We start from the raw sequence: 16,671 nt of genomic DNA on the forward strand, positions 1-16,671 counted from the left end.
GGGGCTGTTCGGGGAGCCGGGGTTGATCCAGCACTGAAACCGCCGTGCGTGGCTCGGCCACGGCGGTCAGACTGGGGCGCGTGCACCTGATCGACTTGCCCGATGTCGTCCGCGGCGCCCTGGAGCTCGAGCACACCGAGCGCGGCCTCGTGCCGCACCGGCTGCCCGCGTGGGCCAGGGCTCGGGGGGACGCGCAGCTGGCCATGGTGGAGGCGCAGCCCTCCGGGGTGCGGCTGGTGTTCCGGACCGCGGCGACCGTGGTGGAGCTGGCCGCGGTGCGCACCAAGGTGTCCTACGTCGGCGCGGCGGCGCGGCCCGACGGGGTGTACGAGCTGTTCGTGGACGGCGCTCCCGTCGGCGCGGGGACGGTGGGCGGCGGGGACGAACTCCTTGTCGACATGACGACCGGCGGCACCGAGGTGCGGCGCGGCGAGCCGGGCACGGTGCGGTTCGCCGGATTGCCCGCGCGGATCAAGGACGTCGAGATCTGGTTGCCGCACAACGAACTGACCACGCTCGTCGAGCTGCGGGCCGACGCGCCGGCCAGTGCGGCCAACCCCGACGGCCGGCAGCGGTGGCTACACCACGGCAGCTCCATCAGCCAGGGGTCGGGCGCGGCGAGCCCCACGACGACGTGGCCGGCGGTGGCCGCGAGGCACGCGGGCGTCGAGCTGACCAACCTGGGCTTCGGCGGCAGTGCGCTGCTGGACCCGTTCACCGCGCAGGTCATGCGCGACACCCCGGCCGACCTGGTCAGCGTGAAGCTCGGCATCAACATCGTCAACGCCGACCTCATGCGGCTGCGCGCGTTCGGCCCCGCCGTGCACGGGTTCCTCGACACGATCCGCGCCGGCCACCCCGTCACACCCCTGCTGGTCGTCTCGCCGCTGCTGTGCCCGATCCACGAGGACACACCCGGCCCCGGCGCCCCGGTCTTCGAAGCCGACGGCATCGTCCGCTTCCGCGCAACCGGCGAACCGGGCCCCGGCAAGCTGACGCTGAAGGTCATCCGGGACGAACTCGCGCGGATCGTCGCGCAGCGCGGTGACGACCCGAATCTGCATCTGCTCGACGGGCTGACCCTGTACGGCGAGCAGGACTTCGCGGAGCTGCCCCTGCCCGACGCCCTGCACCCGGATGCCGAAACCCACCTGCGCGTCGGTGAACGCTTCGCGCGCTTGGTGTTCGGTGCGGGTGGCGCGTTTGGTTAGAGCGGGTCGAGGCCCGTGATCTTCCACGACCCGTCCACGCGGTGGGCAGTCACGGCCAGCTGCGCGACCGAGGACCGCGGTGCGCCGCCGCCAGGCGGGATTGTCTGCTGGTCCAAGAAAAGCAGCAGGGTCGCGTCGTCGCCGTGGAGGGTGCGCACGCCGGCCGAGCGGACGATGGTGGTGCGGATCAGCTCGCCGTCGGTCGCGCGTTTGCTCGCGGTGGCGAACTGGGCGTGGTATTGGCCGACGGCGGGGCCGCTGAGCACGGAGGCGGCGGCCCGCGTGGTGCGGTCGAGGTTGGCGTAGTCGTAGGAGAACAGCGCCTTCACGGCCGCGCTCACCTGGTCGCGCACCTGGGTGGTGGTGGCCTGATCGACCAGCGCGTCGTCGTCACGAGGTCGCAGTGCCGAAGCCTGCAGGGCGAACCAGACCACGCACGCGAGCGCCACCACGGTCACGGCGATCGACCAGCGCTTCACGAGCTCACCGCCTGGACGCCGCCGACTTTCCACGTGTCGCCGTCCCGCGCGAAGTCCACGGTCAGCCGCGCCTGTTTCGGCACCGGCGCGCCGCCGCCCGTGCTCACGCGCACGTCGAGCACGGCGATGACCCGGGCCGTGCCCGCGGCCTGGTCGAGGTCGGTGACGGCCGCCTGCAGGAGCGATGCCGTGGAGACGGTCTTGGTGCTCGTCGCGCGGTCCAGCTGCAGCTGCCGGTCGCCGGCGAGGTTCGCGCCGTACTGGCCGGTGGTGGCGCCGATCCAGCGGTCCACATCGGCGCCGCCGGTGTGGTAGTCGATCGTGTTGAGCGCCACCAGGTCCGTGCTGGCCGCGGCCAGCACGGCGTCGCGGTCGCGGCCGCGCGCCAGGGCGTCGTCGTGCGCCGCGCGCCACCACGACCAGCCGAACCACGCGGCCGCCAGCACGGCCAGCACCGGCACGACCACGAGCAGCCGCGCCTTCATCACGACCCGCCCAGCAGCGCCCCGAGGCCACCGGCCGGCGGCGTGAGCAGACCGAGCAGGCCCGGCAGCTGGTTCGTGTCCGGAGCGGTCGACGGCGCCGATTCCTTCGGTGCGGCCGGGATCGCGGGCGGCTTCCCCGCGTATGGCGCGTTCTGCGCACCGCGCACCTCGACGGGGCTGCCCGGCGGTTCGGCGCAGTAGGCGTTCACGTTCACCGGCGCATCGGTGGTGTCGTCGGCCGGGCGCTGTTTCGTGCCCTGGTAGCCCTTCGTGCACGACGCCGGGTCGAAGAAGTTGAACACCACACCGAGGTGCCCGGTGCCGTCCGGCGACGTCGAGGGCGAAAACGCCGAGATCACCGGATAAGCCACGAGCAGTTCCTCGATCGCGTCGGTGCGCGCGGACGTGATCTGGGCGGTGGTCAAGGAGTTCGCGAAGATCACGCCGAGATCAGTACCCGAGGTGGCGAGCACGTCGCTGATCTGGCGGCTCAGCTGCGGTGCCTGATCGATCACCGTACGCAGATCGGGGTCCGAGGACTTGAGCTGCGCCGCGATCGTCTTCAGCCCGCCCGCGAAGTCGGTGATGTTCTGCGCCTGGCGCTCCTGCGTGGCGAACACCGTGCGCGAGTTGGCCAGAAGCCCACGCGTCTGCGGGATGTACTGCGCGGCCTTGGCCGTGAGCGAACCCGTGCTGTCCAACAGCTTCTGCAGCTGCGGGCCCGTGCCGGCGAACGCGTCGTAGGTCTCGTCGACCACGGTCTTGAGCGAGTCGGGGTGCACGCTCGCCACGAGATCGTCCAGGTGTCCCAGCACGGAATCCGGCGACGCGGGCAGCGACGTGCGGTCCTGCGTGATCACCGAGCCGTCGTGCAGATACGGACCGGTATCGCGGTCGGGCAGCAGGTCCACGAACTGCTCCCCCACCGCCGAGCGGTTCGCCACCTGCGCGTGGAGGTCGTCGGGGATGTCCGGGCCGCCCGAGTCGAGGTCGAGGTGCACGTCGAGGCCGTGGCCGGTGAGCGTCATCGCCGAAACGCGCCCGACCGTCGCCCCGCGGTAGGCGACCTCGGAGTTCACGAAGATGCCACCGGAATCGGCCAGTTGCAGGGTCACCTGGTAGCCGCGGGAACCGAAGAGCCGGTCGAGGCCCGCGTACCTGCCGCCCGCGTAGACCACTGACACCACGGCGATCACCACGAAGGCGATGAGCTGGATCCGCGTCTTGCGCGAGGTCATCTCGCACCTCCCCCGAGCAGGCCGCCGAGGAGACCGCCGAGCAGCCCGCCGGGCCCGGCCTGGTTCTTCGCCGGCGGCGCGGTGGTCGGCAACGGAAGGGGCAGCGCCGGCGTGGCCGCACCCGACCCCGGCTGCGAGGTCAGTCCGGAGATCTGGATCGGCGGCTGCGAGGAGTTCGTGAAGTTCTGCAGCAGCTTGTCGAGATCGAGGTCCACGGTCGCGTCGACGTTGGCGTAGTCGCCCTTGATCGTGTTTCCCGCGTAGTCCGGGAACGGGTAGGTGAGCAGGATCTGCAACGCGTTCGGCAGGTCCTGGCCCGCCTCGCCGAGCTTCTGCAACGTCGGCTGCAGCGCCTTGAGGTTCGCCACGAGCTGGTCGCGACTGCGGTTCACCGTGTCCACCGCGACACCCGAAAGCTTGTTCAGCGCGTTCAGCATCCCGACGAGCTGGTCGCGCTGGTCGGCCACGATCTTCAGGCCGGGCGCCAGGTTGTCCAGCGCGGTCTTGATGTTCTGCTGCTGCCCGGCGAGTGTGCGCGAGAGCTTGTCCAGCCCGTCGATCGCGCGCAGGATCTCGCCCTTGTGCGAGTCCAGCTGCGTCGCGAGATCGTCCACTCGCGACAGCAACGCGCGCAGCTCGGGTTCGTTGCCGGACAACGCGTCGTTGAGCTCGTGGCTGATGTCCTGCAGCTGGCCGAGACCGCCGCCGTTGAGCAGCAGCGAAAGCGCGCCGAGCACTTCCTCGACCTCGGGGTTGCGGTTGGTGCGTCCGAGCGGGATCTGCGCGCCGTCGGCGAGGTGGCCGGCGGGCTGCTCGGCGGTCGGCTGAGCCAGCTCCACGAACTTCTCGCCCAGCAGGCTCGACTGGCGCAGCTCGGCGCGCGCGTTGGCGGGCAGTCGCACGTCGCCGTTGACAGTCATGGCGACCAATGCCGAGCGGGTGTCGGGCGTGAGGGTGATCTTGTCGACCCGGCCCACCGCCACGTCGTCGACCTTCACACTCGCCTGCGGCACGAGGTCGAGCACGTCGGTGAACAGCGCCGTCACGTGGTACGGGTGGTCGCCCAGGTCTGGGCCGCCCGGCAGCGGCGTGGAGTACAGGCCGTTGAACCCGCCGTCGCTGCACCCGGCGAGCACGAGCACGCCGGCGAACACCCCGGCCAGGCGCCGCCGCTTCACTTGCCACCGCCGGAAAGCTGCGTCATCACGTCCACGAGCGGCAGCGGCAACGGGGGCAGCCGGCCGTTCTGCAGCGAGTTGAGCACCTGCGGCACGGACGGCAGCTTGAGCGCGCCGTCGAGGACCGGCGCGAGCTGCTTGCAGATGTCGGTCAACGTGGTGGGCACGCCCTTCGGGGTGCCCGCGGCGAGGATCCGGCAGACGGTGAGGATCGGCGGGTTGGTGATCTCGTTGAGGTTGTCGCGCACGGCGATGGTGCCCGACGCGGCGTCGTAGGAGTTGATGAAGTTCGTGGCGCCGGTGGGCGCGATGTCGAGCACCTCGGCGAGCGCGGCGCGCTGGTCCACGAGCACACCGGTGAGGGACGCCAGCTTATCTACATTGGACTCCAGTCCGGCCTTGTTGTCGGCCACGAACTGTTTCACGTCACCGAGCGAGGAGGCCAGGGAGTTCAGCGCGGCTCCGACGTCGGCCGAGTCGTCGGCGAGGAAGCCGCTGACGTCGGCCAAGCGTTCGTAGAACTCGTTGAGCCGGCTGTCGCTCTGGGCGAGAGCATCGGTGAACGAGTTGAGGTTCTGAACGGTGGCGAACAGGTCGTCCTTGGAGTCGTCGAGCGTGCCCGCGAGATCGGCGAGGCGGCCGACGGTGGAGTTGAGGTCGGAGCCGTTGCCCTTGAGGTTGGCGGCCGCGGTGTCGAGGACGTCGGACAGGGCGCCGTTCTTGTTGGCACCGTTGGGGCCGAGCGCAGTGGAGAGCTTGTCGAGGCTGGCGTAGAGGTCGTCGAGCTCCACGGGCGTGGCCGTCTTGTCGCGGGCGAGCACGGTGCCGCTCGCGAGCGTCGGACCGCTGTCGTAGGCCGGGGTGAGCTGCACGTAGCGGTCGCTGACGAGACTCGGGGCGACCACGACGGCACCGACGTTCACGGGGATCGGCACGTCGTCGTTCACGCGCATGTCCACGCGCACGGCCTGCCCGTCCGGCGTCACGGCGGTCACCTCGCCGACGGGAACTCCCAGCACGCGTACCGAAGAACCGGCGTACAGGCCGACGGTCTTGCCGAAGTACGCCGACAGCGTGGTGCCGCTGCTCGTGCGGAACACCAGCCAGAGCCCCGCCGTGAGCAGCAATGCCGCCACGCACGCGAAACCCAGCCACGTCACCAGGTTGCGCTGCGCTCGCGTTTCGATAGTCATGCCGCCTCCGCGGGAGAAAGCACGTCGGCGGTCGTCATCGTCCACCCACCCCCTGGTTCGGCGCCGCGACGGGCGGGGTGCAGCCCTCGGGGTTGATCGACAGCCCGCCCGCCGTGATCGTCGGTGGCAGCAGCCCGCACAGGTAGCCCTCGAACCAGCGGCCGTTTCCCGTCGCGTTCGCGCCGACGCGCGCGAACGGCGCCATCAGCGCCAGGCCGCGGTCGAGATTGCTCTGGTTGCGCTGCAGCACGTCGGTCACCTTCCCCAGCGCGTCGAGCGTCGGCTTCAGCTGCGCCCGGTTGTCGGCGACGAGCCCGGAGAGCTGTTGCGAGATCTGCTGCGTGCCCTTGAGCAGCGCACTGATCTGGTCACGGCGGTTCTGCAGCTCGGTCAGCAGCAGGTTGCCGTCGCTGATCACCTGCTGCAGCTGGGTGTTGCGGTCCGAGAGCGTCTGGGAGATCGCGCTCGTGTTGGCCAGCAACGTGTGCAGGTCGTCGTCGCGCGAGGACACCGTCTTCGACAGCGCGGACAGGCCCGAGAGCGTGTCCTTCAGGTACTGCGGGCTGCCGGACAGCGAATCCGAAAGCGCGGTGAAGCTGTCCGCGAGCTGCTTCGTGTCGATGTCGCCGACGGTCGTGGAGAGCTGGTCGAACGCGTCCTGCAGCTGAAACGGCGTGCGCGTGCGCTGCAGCGGGATCGTGGCGCCGGGGCTCTGTGTGCCGGCGCCTTTCGGGTGGAGCGCGAGGTACTTCTCCCCCAGCAGCGTCTTGATCTCGATCGACGCGGTCGACGCGTCGCCCACGCGCACGCCCTTCACGCGGAACTTCACCAGCACCTGCTTGTGGGCGAGCGCCACCGACGTCACCTGGCCCACCTTCACGCCGGCGACCTCCACCTCGTTGTCCGGTGCGAGCCCCGCGGCTTCGCCGAAGTACGCGGAGTACGTGGTGCCGTTGCCGAACATCGGGATGCTGGCGGAGAAGTAGGCCACGGCGGTCACGAGCAGGATGAGCACGAGTGTCACCCCGCCGACGGCGGCCTGGTTGCGTTCCTTGAGCGGTTTCATCCGGGGCCGAGCCCCAGACCCCGGCCGGGGGACAAGCCCCTGGACCCCCCGAAAAGACGGTTGATCACGGGCCACACCTGGGCGCACGCTGCGTGGCGGGCAGCGGCACGATCGGCAGCGTCACGTCCAGCGACGAGATCCCGATCGTGCCTTCGATCCCGCACAGGTAGTAGTTGAACCAGCTGCCGTAGCTCAGGGTCCGCGTGAACTTCTCCAGGTTGCCCGGCAGCACCTGCAGCAGGTGGTCGAGCAGCTGGTCGGAGTTCGCGAGGTTGTTCGACAGCGTGCCGAGCTGCTTCACGTCTTCCTGCACGGCAGGGCGCGCGTCGGCGAGCAGGCCCGACGTGGTCTCGGTCAGCTCGCCCAGCGCGCCGACGGCGTCGCCGATCGGCTTGCGCTGCTCGGCCAGGCCGCTCACCAGCCGCTGCGTCTGGTCGATGAGGTCGCCCAGCTGCGGGCCGCGCGAGTTCACCGTGGTCAGGACCTGGTTGAGGTTGTCGATGACCTGCCCGATCACCTGGTCCTTGCCGGCGATCGACGTCGTGATCGACGCGGTGTGCGCGAGCAGGCTCGTGATCGTGCCGCCCTCGCCCTGGAAGACCTGGATGATCTCGGCCGAGAGCTGGTTGACCTCTTTCGGGTCCAGCGCCTGGAACAGCGGCTTGAACCCGTTGAACAGCACGGTGAGGTTCAACGCGGGTTTGGTGCGTTCGGGCGGGATCGTCGCGCCGTCGGCCAGCGTGCCGCCGCCCGTGACGTCGGTGCCGAGCGCGAGGTAGCGCTGGCCGACGAGGTTGCGGTACTTGATCGTCGCGGTCGTGAGCGCGGGTAGCTTGTACTGAGCGTCGACGGCGAAGCGCACGTCCGCGAGGTTCTGCTCGCCCTGCTGCACCGTGATCGAGTCGACCTGCCCCACCTTCACGCCGGAGATGCGCACGTCGTCACCCGGCTGCAGGCCCGACGCGTCGGTGAACTTCGCGGCGAACCCGGAGGTGGTGCCGAAGTTGGTGTTCGCGATGGTGGCCGCGAGGATGCCGGTGAGCAGCACCGTGACGGCCGCGAAGACGAGGATCTTCACCAACGCGGGAACGAAGGATCTCACTTGAGCTCCACCTCCGCCCCGCGGTAGAGCGGCCCCACGAGCAGGCCGGCCCAACCGGGCACCTGGTCCGGCGTGGTGCCCATCGCGGGCGAGGCCAGCAGGTCGATCAGCTGCTCCTCGTCGGTCGAGCCGATCACGGACGGCGCGCCGCCCGACTCACCGCCACCGCCCGACGGACCACGCCCGGCGACGGTGTTCGACGTGATCGCGCCCGAGGTGATCTCGCCGGGCAGCGACTCGGCCGGGCTGTGCGGCGGCGGGGGTTTCGTGGAGCCGTCCTCGACCGCGCCGTCGGGCGGGTACTGCGGCCAGTACCCGGGTTTCGGCACCTGCGGGTAACAGCGGGGGCCGCGCTTGTCGTCGTACTGGGGCTCGTCGACGCCCGGCAGGTACTTGCCGCGGCTGGCGCTGAACTCGATCGTCACGCGGCTCACCTCGGGGTGGGCGGTGCCCTTGCCGAACGCCAGCTCTGCCTCCGGCACCGAAGCGGCGAGCTGCTTGAGCAGGCACGGGTACTCGGGCGCGTACTTCGCGAGCACGTCGAGCGTCGGCTGCACGGCCGTGGTGAGCCGGATCAGGTGGTCCTTGTTGACGTCCAGGAAGCTCGTGAGGTCGGCCGAAGCTGCCGAGACCGAGGCGTACACATCGGACAGTCCCTGGCGTTTCTCCACAATGGTCCGAGTCGTCGTGGTGAGGTCGGCCAACGCGTCGAGCAGATCCGGCGCGGCCTTGTCGTAGGTGTCCGAAACGTCGGCCAGGCCGGTGATGTCGGCCTTGAGGTCGGGCAGCGACGGGTTCAGCTGCCCGAGGTAGTCCGAGAGGTTCACGAGCGTCCGGCCGAGCTGCTTGCCGCGCCCGTCGAGCGCGGTCGACACGGCGCTGAGGGTGCTCGAAAGCTTTTCCGGCTGCACGGCCTGCAGCAGCGGCAGCACGTCGTCGAGCACCTGTTCCAGCTCGATCGCCGTGCTGCTGCGATCCTGCGGGATCACGTCGCCCGCTTCGATGTGCGCGGCGGGCTTCTCGGGCAGCTGCAAGGCGACGTAGCGCTCACCGAAAAGCGTCTTGGGCAGCAGCCGCGCCGAGACGTTGCTCGGGATCTCGTCGATCTTGTCCGGCTGCAGCGCGAGCTCGAGCTCCGCGTGGTCGCCTTCCGCCGTCACCGAACGGATCTCGCCCACGAGCAGGCCACGCACCTTCACGTCGCCGCCGGTGCGCAGCTGGCTGCCGACGTGGTCGGTCTCCAGCTTCACGAGCGCGACGGGCGTGAAGACTTTCTTGTAGATCGCGATCGTGGTCGTGAAGAACACGGCCGCGACGACGAGGAAGACCAGCCCCAGCACCTGGTACCGGAGCCGCTTCAGCGTTTCGCGCCGCGTGCTCATCCGGAGATCCGCACGGTGGTGTTGGCGCCCCAGATGGCAAGGCTGAGGAAGAAGTCGAGCACCGAGATCAGCACGATCGACGTGCGCACGGCGCGGCCCACCGCCACGCCGACCCCGGCCGGGCCACCCTCGGCCGTGTAGCCGTAATAGCAATGGGAAAGGATCACGATCACGCTGAACACGATCACTTTGGCGAACGACCACAACACGTCTTCAGGGGGCAAGAACAGCGTGAAGTAGTGGTCGTAGGTGCCGGCCGACTGGCCGTAGAGCCAGATGGTGATCTGCCGCGACGCGAGGTAGGACGAGAGCAGGCCGATCGCGTACAGCGGGATCACCGCGGTGACGCCGGCGAGCACCCGCGTGGTCACGAGGTAGGGCATGCTCGGCACGGCCATCACCTCGAGCGCGTCGATCTCCTCGGAGATCCGCATCGCGCCCAGCTGCGCGGTGAAGCCGCAGCCGACGGTGGCCGACAGCGCGAGCCCGGCCGAGAGCGGCGCGACCTCACGCGTGTTGAAGTAGGCCGAGACGAAGCCGGTGAGCGCGGCGGTGCCGAGCTGGTTGAGCGCGGAGTAGCCCTGCAGACCCACGATGAGCCCGGTGAACAGCGTCATGCCGATCATCACGCCGAGCGTCCCGCCGATCACCGCGAGTCCGCCCGTCCCGAAGCAGACTTCGGTGAGCAGCCGCCGAGTCTCGTGGCCGTAGCGGCGGACCGTGCGCGGCGACCACGCGAGCGCGCGGCCGTAGAACGACAGCTGGCGCCCGAGTCCTTCCAGGCTCGCCCCCGGGCGCGCGATGATCTCGAGCGTCCGGTCGGACAGCGCGGGGGCCTCGATCGGTTCGGCGGTCACGTCACAGCGCCTTCGGCGGCACGATCTTGAGGTAGATCGCGGTGAGCACGACGTTGATGAGGAACAGCAACAGGAATGTGATCACCACGGCCTGGTTCACCGCGTCGCCCACCCCCTTCGGTCCGCCCGCGGGGTTCAGGCCGCGGGCGGCCGCGACGACGCCGGCGACGAAGCCGTAGAGGAACGCCTTGATCTCGCTGATCCACAGGTCCGGCACCTGGGCCAGCGCGTTGAAGCTCGCCAGGTACGCGCCGGGCGTGCCGCCCTGCAGCACGACGTTGAAGAAGTAGCCACCGAGCACGCCGACCACCGTGACCAGGCCGTTGAGCAGCACCGACACCACGATCGCGGCCAGCACGCGCGGCACGACGATGCGCTGGATCGGGTTGACGCCGAGCACTTCCATGGCGTCGATCTCTTCGCGGATCTTGCGCGCGCCGATGTCCGCGCAGACCGCGCTGCCTCCCGCGCCGGCCACGAGCAGCGCCGTGATCAGCGGGGCGGCCTGCTGCACGATGGCGAGCGCGCTCGCGGCCCCCGTGAACGACTGCGCGCCGATCTGCGTGGTCAGCGACCCCAGTTGCAGCGCGATCACGGCCCCGAACGGGATGGCGACCAACGCCGTCGGCAGGATCGTGACGCTCGCGAAGAACCAGCACTGCTGGATCCACTCGCGGAACTGGAACGGACGCCGGAAGCTCGCCCGCAGCACCTCCCAGGACAGCGTGGCGAGCCGGCCGACCTGGGTCAGCGCCGCGGTGCCCGGGAGAGTGATCGAGCCGGTCTCGCCCACCACACCTCCCAGTAGTCACCCCAAGTCTTGTCCATACCTCCCGTCCGATTTCCGTTAGCGGTGTTCACTGCGCGCTCTCAGTCGCCTGGATCACAGTTTCAACGCGTGAGTCGCCGTACCGCCCCACGCGGCCGAGCGCCACCTTCTTGCCGACCTGCGACACGTCGACGTCGGTGCCGGCAGCCTCGGAATCCATCAACGTGTCGATCTGCCGGGGTTGACGGAGTTCATCCCGATGCCGCGTGCGCCCAGCTCCAGCGCGGCGCCCTTGGCCATCCCGCGGGTCGCGAACTTGCTCGCGGTGCAGGCGAAGAGGAACGGCATGCCGGCAAGTCCCTCCACAGAGGACACGTTGACGATGGAACCGCCACCGGCCCGGGTCATCGGTTCAACCACTGACCGCATCCCGAGAAACGCCCCGATCCGGTTCACGCGCATCACGCGTTCGGCGTGGCGCTCTTCAGCTCCGCGAAATTTCGGGCAGACGCAACGCGGCCTGCCCCAGCGTGAGCCCGCCGGCGTGGACTGCGCGCCTCACGTGCTGGATCGCGGTGATCACGTCGGAGTTCGCATGCCGGTACCAATCCGATCGCGGAGGCGTTCGAGTCCCCATTGCGATCGGTTGCGCGCGGTCGCCTTCCGCGTCCTCGGTTCGCACGCCGACGCCGAAGACGTGGTCCACGAGGCGCGGCTGCGCTTGTCCAGGCAGGATCCGGCGGCGATCGACAACCTCGGCGGCCGGCTCACCACCGCGCTGGAGATCGCGCTGACCAGCTTCTTCACCCGCGTCCACGGCACGAACGGCAAGACCTGGTGAGCCGTCAGTCCGACGGCGTGATGTGGCGCAACCGCCGCGGCCCGGTGTCCGGCCGGGTCGGCGGCGGGCCCAGCACCATGCGCGCGTTGGCCACGAAGGCGCCGTCGGGCGAAGCGAGGATCGGATCGAGCGCCAGCGACCGGACCTCCGGGTTGTCCTCTGCGAGGGCCGCCACGCGCAGCACCATGTCCTGCAACGCCGCCAGGTCGGCGGGTTCGTCGCCGCGGTAGCCGGTGAGCAGGGGTGACGTGCGGGGCTCGCGGATGAGTGTGGCGGCGTCGACGTCGGTGACCGGCACCGCGCGGTAGGCGCGGTCGCCGAGCAGCGTGCTGACCAGGCCCGAGAGCCCGAACGACACGAGCGTGCCGAACGACGGGTCGTCCTGCAGCCCGATCACGCACGAGATCCCCTTGGCGGCCATCCGTTGCACGTACAGCTCGTTGTCGCCGGAGACCTCGCACAGGTCGCGGTAGGCCACGCGCACGGAGTCCTCCGACGTGAGGTCCAGCCGCACGCCCGCGAGGTCAGGCCGGCCGCGCAGCCGCTCGTCCACGGCCTTGAGCGTGACGGGGTAACCCAGCTCCGCGGCGGCCGCGACGGCAGCGTCCACATCGGACACCACGCGGAACGGGACCACGTCGACGCCGTAGCAGCCGAGCAGCCGCACCACGTCGTCGTCGGACAGCATCGTGGCATGGCCGTCGGCCTCGGCGAGCAGCTCGCGCACGATCGACTGCGCCTGCTCGACGTGCAGCCCGCCCGGGCGCACCAGTGTCCCCTGTGGACGCTGCCGCCAGGCCGAATACCGCACCACGCGGGACAACGCGGTCACCGCGCGTTCCGGGCTCGGGTACGACGGGATCGAACCCCGCGTGGGCACGCCGTCCTCGCTGAGCACGGCCAGCTCGTCGGGCACGCCCTCGGCCGCGAGGAACGTGGACACGACGGGTTTCGTGCGCTCGTGCTCCAGCACGGCTTCCTTCAGCGCCCGGGCGTACGCGGTGCCGGGAATGGTGATCGGCGGGGCGAACACGGCGATGAGCGCGTCGGTCTCGGGCGAGTCGAGGGCTTCGCGCACGGCGGCGGCGAACGCGTCGGGCCCGGCCTGCGGGCCGATGTCCACGGGGTCGGCCGCGAGGTGCAGCCCCTGCGCCCGTGCGGTGTCCGCGGCGAGCAGCCCGATCGCGCTCGAGTTGCCGACGATCGCGATCCGCGGCCCGGCCGGCAGCGGCTGGTGCGCGAACACCAGCGCGGTGTCGAAGAGCTGCGCGAGCGACTCCACGCGCACCACCCCGGCCTGTTCGAACAGCGCCTGCACACTCGCCTCGTCGACCTCCGCCGACGTGGCGGCCAGCTGCGGGCGCACGGCGTGGCGGCCCGACTTCACCGCGACGATCGGCTTGTTCCGCGCGAGCCGCCGCGCCAGCCGCGCGAACTTGCGCGGGTTGCCGAAGGACTCGAGGTAGAGCAGCACGAGGTCCGTCTCCGGGTCGGTTTCCCAGTACTGCAACAGATCGTTGCCCGAGACGTCCGCGCGGTTGCCGGCGGAGACAAACGTGGACAGGCCAAGGCCGCGCGAACCGGCGTCGGCCAGGATCGCCGTGCCGAGTGCACCGGACTGGCAGAAGAAGCCCGTGTGCCCGCGCCGCGGCAGCTGCGGCGCGAGGGTGGCATTGAGCCGCACGCCGGGGGCCGTGTTGAGCACGCCGAGCGCGTTCGGGCCGACCACGCGCATGCCGTGGGCGCGGGCCTCGCCGACGAGCCGCAGCTCGGCGTGGAGGCCGAGCGGACCGGACTCGGCGAAGCCGCCGGAGACGATCACCAGCGTCTTCACACCCTTGGCGAGGCAGGCGTCGAGCACGGACTCGACGAGCTCGGCCGGCACGGCGACGAGCGCGAGGTCGACCGGGTCCGGGATGTCGAGCACGGACGCGTAGGCGCGCACGCCGCGCACCGAGCGGTGCTCGGGGTTGACCGGGAAGACGGTGCCGGTGAAGTCGGCGGCGAGCAGGTTGCGGAAGGCGACGTGGCCGACCTTCGTGTGGTCGGCCGACGCGCCGATCACCGCGACCGACCGCGGGTGCAGCAGGTTGTGCACGCTTCGCGCCTCGGCCGCCTGCTCGCGCGAGCGCGCGACGGCCAAGGACTCCTCCGTCGGGTCGATGCTGAACTCCAGGTGCAGCACGCCTTCCTCGATGGCGCGGCTGACCTGGTAGCCGGCGTCACGGAACACGCGCACCATGGGCGCGTTCTCGGCGAGGACCTCGGCGACGAACCGGCGCAGCCCGCTCTCCGATGCGGCGGCGGCCAGGTGCTCCAGCAGGATCGAGCCGAGCCCGCGGCCCTGGTGCTTGTCGTCGACGACGAACGCGACCTCGGCCGAGGGGCCGCCGTCGAGCCGCTCGTAGCGCCCGACGGCCACGATGTCGTCGCCGAGCAGCGCGACGAACGCGACCCGGTCGTGGTGGTCCACGGTGGAGAACCGCTGCAGGTCGCGCGGCGGGATCCGCGGGTAGGCGCCGAAGTAACGCAGATAGCGCGTCCGCTCGGAAAGCCTGCTGTGGAAAGCGACGAGACCGTCGGCGTCCGTGGGCACCACGGGCCGCAGGTGCACGGTGCCGCCGTCGGACAGGACGACGTCGGCCTCCCAGTCGCGAGGGTAGTCGTACGGGTCGCGCAGGCCGTTTGCGGATGCCGGCTCGTCGGACATGGTCAGTCCCTGGGATCGTCCGGGTCGAGACCGTGCAGCGGGAACACCGCGCGGCGGGTGTCGCGGATCGCGATGTCGACCGGGTCGTCGGCGGCGTCGCCCCACGGCTTGAACGCGGTGTCCTTGTCGTCGGTCATCGCGTGCGGGATCTCGGCGGTGGGCGCGGCCTTGGTGATCGAGGAGACCCAGCCGGGCGGCAGCGCCGTGTCGGGCGCGACGTCGCGGCCGAGCACTGTGGCGATCAGGTGCGTCCACGAGCGCGGGACCACGCGGATCAGCTGGTAGCCGCCCCCGCCGACGGCGAGCCAGCGGCCGCCGCTGTAGGTCTCGGCGAGGTCGCGCATCGTCGAGTAGATGGTGCGGTGCCCGTCGACCGACAGCGACAGGTCGGCCAGCGGGTCTTCCTCGTGCGAGTCGACACCGCACTGCGTCACGAGGAGCTGCGGCTCGAACTCCGCCAGCAGCGAGGGCACGACCGCGTTGAACGCCCGCAGCCAGCCGGAGTCTCTCGTCTGCGGCGGCAGCGGGATGTTCACCGAGGTGCCGGCGGCCTTGCCGTTGCCGAGCTCGGCGGCGTAGCCGGTCCCGGGCCAGAGCGTGAACGGGTGCTGGTGCAGCGAAACGGTGAGCACGCGCGGGTCGTCGTAGAAGGCGGTCTGGACGCCGTCCCCGTGGTGCACGTCGGTGTCGAGGTAGGCGATGCGGTCGAAACCGTGGTCGAGCAGCCAGGAGATGGCGATGGCGCAGTCGTTGTAGACGCAGAAGCCCGACGCGTAGTCGCGCATCGCGTGGTGCAGCCCGCCCGCGATGTTGACCGCGCGCTTCACCTCGCCCTCCGCGATCTTGCGCGCCGCGAGCAGCGTCGAGCCGACCACGAGCGCCGACGCGTCGTGCATCCCGCTGAACACCGGGTTGTCGGCCGTGCCCAGCCCGTGGCCGACGTCCCAGCCGACCAGCGGCGCCTCCCGCACGGCCGCGAGGTACTCGGGCGCGTGGATCCGCAGCAGCTCCTCGTCACCGGCCGCGGTGGGCACGAGCAGCTCGACGTCGTTCAGCACGCCCAGCTCCGTGGCCAGCCGGATCGTGAGCTCCAGGCGGACGGGGTTGAACGGATGCTCTCCGCCCAGGTCGTATCCCAGCAGCGCGGCATCCCAGACGACAGCAGGCGAGGACATGTACCGCACTGTACTGGCCTCGGCGCGCCCGAGCCGGGTTCGGCTTCGGTGCCGTGCGGCGGTTCGGGCGGGCGGTGGTTCAGCCGCGCTCGGGGCCGGTGGCGGCAGGGCGCTCGGGGTCGCGCGACCAGTGCGACCAGGAGCCGGTGTACAGCGCCGCCGGCTCGGGGTGACCCGCGACCTCGAGCGCGAGCACGACCGACGACGCTGTGACGCCGGAGCCGCAGTACGCGCCGACGGGGGTGCCTGCTGTCAGGCCCAGGTCGGCGAAGCGCGCGGCGAGGTCGGCGGGCGTGCGCCAGCGGCCGTCTTCACCGACGTGCTCGGACGACGGCGCGCTGACCGCCCCGGGGATGTGGCCGGCGCGCGGGTCGACCGGCTCGGTCTCGCCTGTGTAGCGCGCGTGCGCACGGGCGTCGAACAGCACGCCGGCCCGGGCGCGGGCGGCGGCTTCGTCGGCGGTGAGCACCGGCATGCCGCCCGGGCGCACCTCGAAGTCGCCGGATTCGGGGGTGGGCGCGTCGGTGGTCGTCTCGCGGCCTTCGGCGAGCCACGCTGCGTAACCGCCGTCGAGCACGGCCACCTCGGGGTGGCCGGCCCAGCGCAGCAGCCACCAGGCGCGGGCGGCGACGGAACCGTCGGCGTCGTCGTACACGATCACCGGGCGGCGGGCGCTCACACCGGCTTCGCGCAGCTCACGCTGCAGGTCCGCGGGGTCGGGCAGGGGGTGGCGGCCACCCTCTCCGGGCGGCGCGGCCAGCGCCGTGTCGAGGTCGACGAACACCGCACCGGGCACGTGCCCCTCGCGGTAGGACTCGGCCGCGGGCGGCCCGGCCAGGCGCCAGCGGACGTCCAGCACGACGGGGCGCCGCGCCTCGGGCAGGGCGGCGAGCTCGGCGGGGGTGATCAACGGTCCCATACGCCCCATCCTGCAGGTCCGGGCGCATCGCGCGCACCCGGGCCGGACTTTTCAGCATGCCTGGCT

Annotated in this window: 14 protein-coding genes and 2 pseudogenes; 2 read left to right on the forward strand and 14 right to left on the reverse strand. The window is 70.9% G+C overall.

The annotated features are described in order from the left end of the window. Nucleotides 1-86 precede the first annotated feature (86 nt). On the forward strand, nt 87-1,211 hold the full coding sequence (locus AB0F91_RS36495; RefSeq protein ID WP_360605307.1) for a GDSL-type esterase/lipase family protein: 1,125 nt from the start codon (nt 87-89) through the stop codon (nt 1,209-1,211). Here the strand turns inward: AB0F91_RS36495 and AB0F91_RS36500 are convergent. From AB0F91_RS36500 to AB0F91_RS36550, 11 genes and pseudogenes are all read right to left on the reverse strand, one after another. Beyond that, nucleotides 1,208-1,690, reverse strand: coding sequence for a hypothetical protein (locus AB0F91_RS36500; RefSeq protein WP_360605184.1), 483 nt, complete (start codon nt 1,688-1,690; stop codon nt 1,208-1,210). The two genes, AB0F91_RS36495 and AB0F91_RS36500, sit on opposite strands and share 4 nt — an antisense overlap. Further along, the gene (locus AB0F91_RS36505; protein WP_360605186.1) at nt 1,687-2,175 is read right to left on the reverse strand and encodes a hypothetical protein; all 489 of its coding nucleotides are present in this window, start codon (nt 2,173-2,175) and stop codon (nt 1,687-1,689) included. Before AB0F91_RS36505 ends, AB0F91_RS36500 begins: the two co-directional genes overlap by 4 nt. Next, on the reverse strand, nt 2,175-3,413 hold the full coding sequence (locus AB0F91_RS36510; protein ID WP_360605188.1) for an MCE family protein: 1,239 nt from the start codon (nt 3,411-3,413) through the stop codon (nt 2,175-2,177). Before AB0F91_RS36510 ends, AB0F91_RS36505 begins: the two co-directional genes overlap by 1 nt. Next, a complete protein-coding gene (locus AB0F91_RS36515; protein WP_360605190.1) occupies nt 3,410-4,591 on the reverse strand; it encodes an MCE family protein in 1,182 nt (393 codons plus the stop codon). The genes AB0F91_RS36510 and AB0F91_RS36515 overlap by 4 nt, the downstream gene beginning before the upstream one ends. Continuing rightward, complete coding sequence (locus AB0F91_RS36520; protein ID WP_360605192.1) at nt 4,588-5,784, reverse strand: MCE family protein; 1,197 nt, start codon at nt 5,782-5,784, stop codon at nt 4,588-4,590. Before AB0F91_RS36520 ends, AB0F91_RS36515 begins: the two co-directional genes overlap by 4 nt. Nucleotides 5,785-5,818: 34 nt before the next feature. Then, nucleotides 5,819-6,850, reverse strand: coding sequence for an MCE family protein (locus AB0F91_RS36525; protein WP_360605194.1), 1,032 nt, complete (start codon nt 6,848-6,850; stop codon nt 5,819-5,821). Between the two features lie 64 nt (nt 6,851-6,914). After that, nucleotides 6,915-7,952, reverse strand: a complete 1,038-nt coding sequence (locus AB0F91_RS36530; RefSeq protein WP_360605196.1) for an MlaD family protein — start codon at nt 7,950-7,952, stop codon at nt 6,915-6,917. After that, on the reverse strand, nt 7,949-9,334 hold the full coding sequence (locus AB0F91_RS36535; protein ID WP_360605198.1) for an MCE family protein: 1,386 nt from the start codon (nt 9,332-9,334) through the stop codon (nt 7,949-7,951). Before AB0F91_RS36535 ends, AB0F91_RS36530 begins: the two co-directional genes overlap by 4 nt. Next, complete coding sequence (locus AB0F91_RS36540) at nt 9,331-10,191, reverse strand: ABC transporter permease (RefSeq protein ID WP_360605200.1); 861 nt, start codon at nt 10,189-10,191, stop codon at nt 9,331-9,333. Before AB0F91_RS36540 ends, AB0F91_RS36535 begins: the two co-directional genes overlap by 4 nt. Before the next feature lies 1 nt (nt 10,192). After that, a complete protein-coding gene (locus tag AB0F91_RS36545) occupies nt 10,193-10,987 on the reverse strand; it encodes an ABC transporter permease (RefSeq protein ID WP_360605202.1) in 795 nt (264 codons plus the stop codon). A gap of 115 nt (nt 10,988-11,102) precedes the next feature. After that, nucleotides 11,103-11,431, reverse strand: a pseudogene (locus AB0F91_RS36550) (SDR family NAD(P)-dependent oxidoreductase); the annotation flags it as partial. Nucleotides 11,432-11,555: 124 nt separating this feature from the next. On the opposite strand from AB0F91_RS36550, the pseudogene AB0F91_RS36555 reads away from it, so the two are divergent. Beyond that, nucleotides 11,556-11,741 (forward strand): annotated as a pseudogene (locus AB0F91_RS36555) (sigma factor); the annotation flags it as partial. 64 nt (nt 11,742-11,805) lie between these two features. On the opposite strand, the gene AB0F91_RS36560 reads toward AB0F91_RS36555, so the two are convergent. The 3 genes from AB0F91_RS36560 to AB0F91_RS36570 all read right to left on the reverse strand — a co-directional run bounded on the left by AB0F91_RS36560 (nt 11,806) and on the right by AB0F91_RS36570 (nt 16,605). Then, nucleotides 11,806-14,511, reverse strand: coding sequence for a GNAT family N-acetyltransferase (locus AB0F91_RS36560; RefSeq protein WP_360605204.1), 2,706 nt, complete (start codon nt 14,509-14,511; stop codon nt 11,806-11,808). 2 nt (nt 14,512-14,513) lie between these two features. Next, nucleotides 14,514-15,686: an acetoin utilization protein AcuC gene (locus tag AB0F91_RS36565; RefSeq protein ID WP_360605206.1), complete on the reverse strand. Its 1,173-nt coding sequence runs from the start codon at nt 15,684-15,686 to the stop codon at nt 14,514-14,516. A 79-nt stretch (nt 15,687-15,765) separates the two neighbouring features. After that, nucleotides 15,766-16,605 (reverse strand): sulfurtransferase, encoded by an 840-nt coding sequence (locus AB0F91_RS36570; RefSeq protein WP_360605208.1) that lies wholly within the window; start codon nt 16,603-16,605, stop codon nt 15,766-15,768. Between the last annotated feature and the right edge of the window lie 66 nt (nt 16,606-16,671).

This window comes from Amycolatopsis sp. NPDC023774, from assembly GCF_040639695.1.
In the GTDB taxonomy this organism is placed as follows: Bacteria; Actinomycetota; Actinomycetes; order Mycobacteriales; family Pseudonocardiaceae; genus Amycolatopsis.

Coding starts and splice junctions, on each gene's coding strand:
- AB0F91_RS36560 (WP_360605204.1), bottom strand. CDS start 14,511: ATGTCCGACGAGCCGGCATCCGCAAACGGCCTGCGCGACCCGTACGAC.
- AB0F91_RS36525 (WP_360605194.1), bottom strand. CDS start 6,850: ATGAAACCGCTCAAGGAACGCAACCAGGCCGCCGTCGGCGGGGTGACA.
- AB0F91_RS36570 (WP_360605208.1), bottom strand. CDS start 16,605: ATGGGACCGTTGATCACCCCCGCCGAGCTCGCCGCCCTGCCCGAGGCG.
- AB0F91_RS36520 (WP_360605192.1), bottom strand. CDS start 5,784: ATGACTATCGAAACGCGAGCGCAGCGCAACCTGGTGACGTGGCTGGGT.
- AB0F91_RS36565 (WP_360605206.1), bottom strand. CDS start 15,686: ATGTCCTCGCCTGCTGTCGTCTGGGATGCCGCGCTGCTGGGATACGAC.
- AB0F91_RS36535 (WP_360605198.1), bottom strand. CDS start 9,334: ATGAGCACGCGGCGCGAAACGCTGAAGCGGCTCCGGTACCAGGTGCTG.
- AB0F91_RS36510 (WP_360605188.1), bottom strand. CDS start 3,413: ATGACCTCGCGCAAGACGCGGATCCAGCTCATCGCCTTCGTGGTGATC.
- AB0F91_RS36505 (WP_360605186.1), bottom strand. CDS start 2,175: ATGAAGGCGCGGCTGCTCGTGGTCGTGCCGGTGCTGGCCGTGCTGGCG.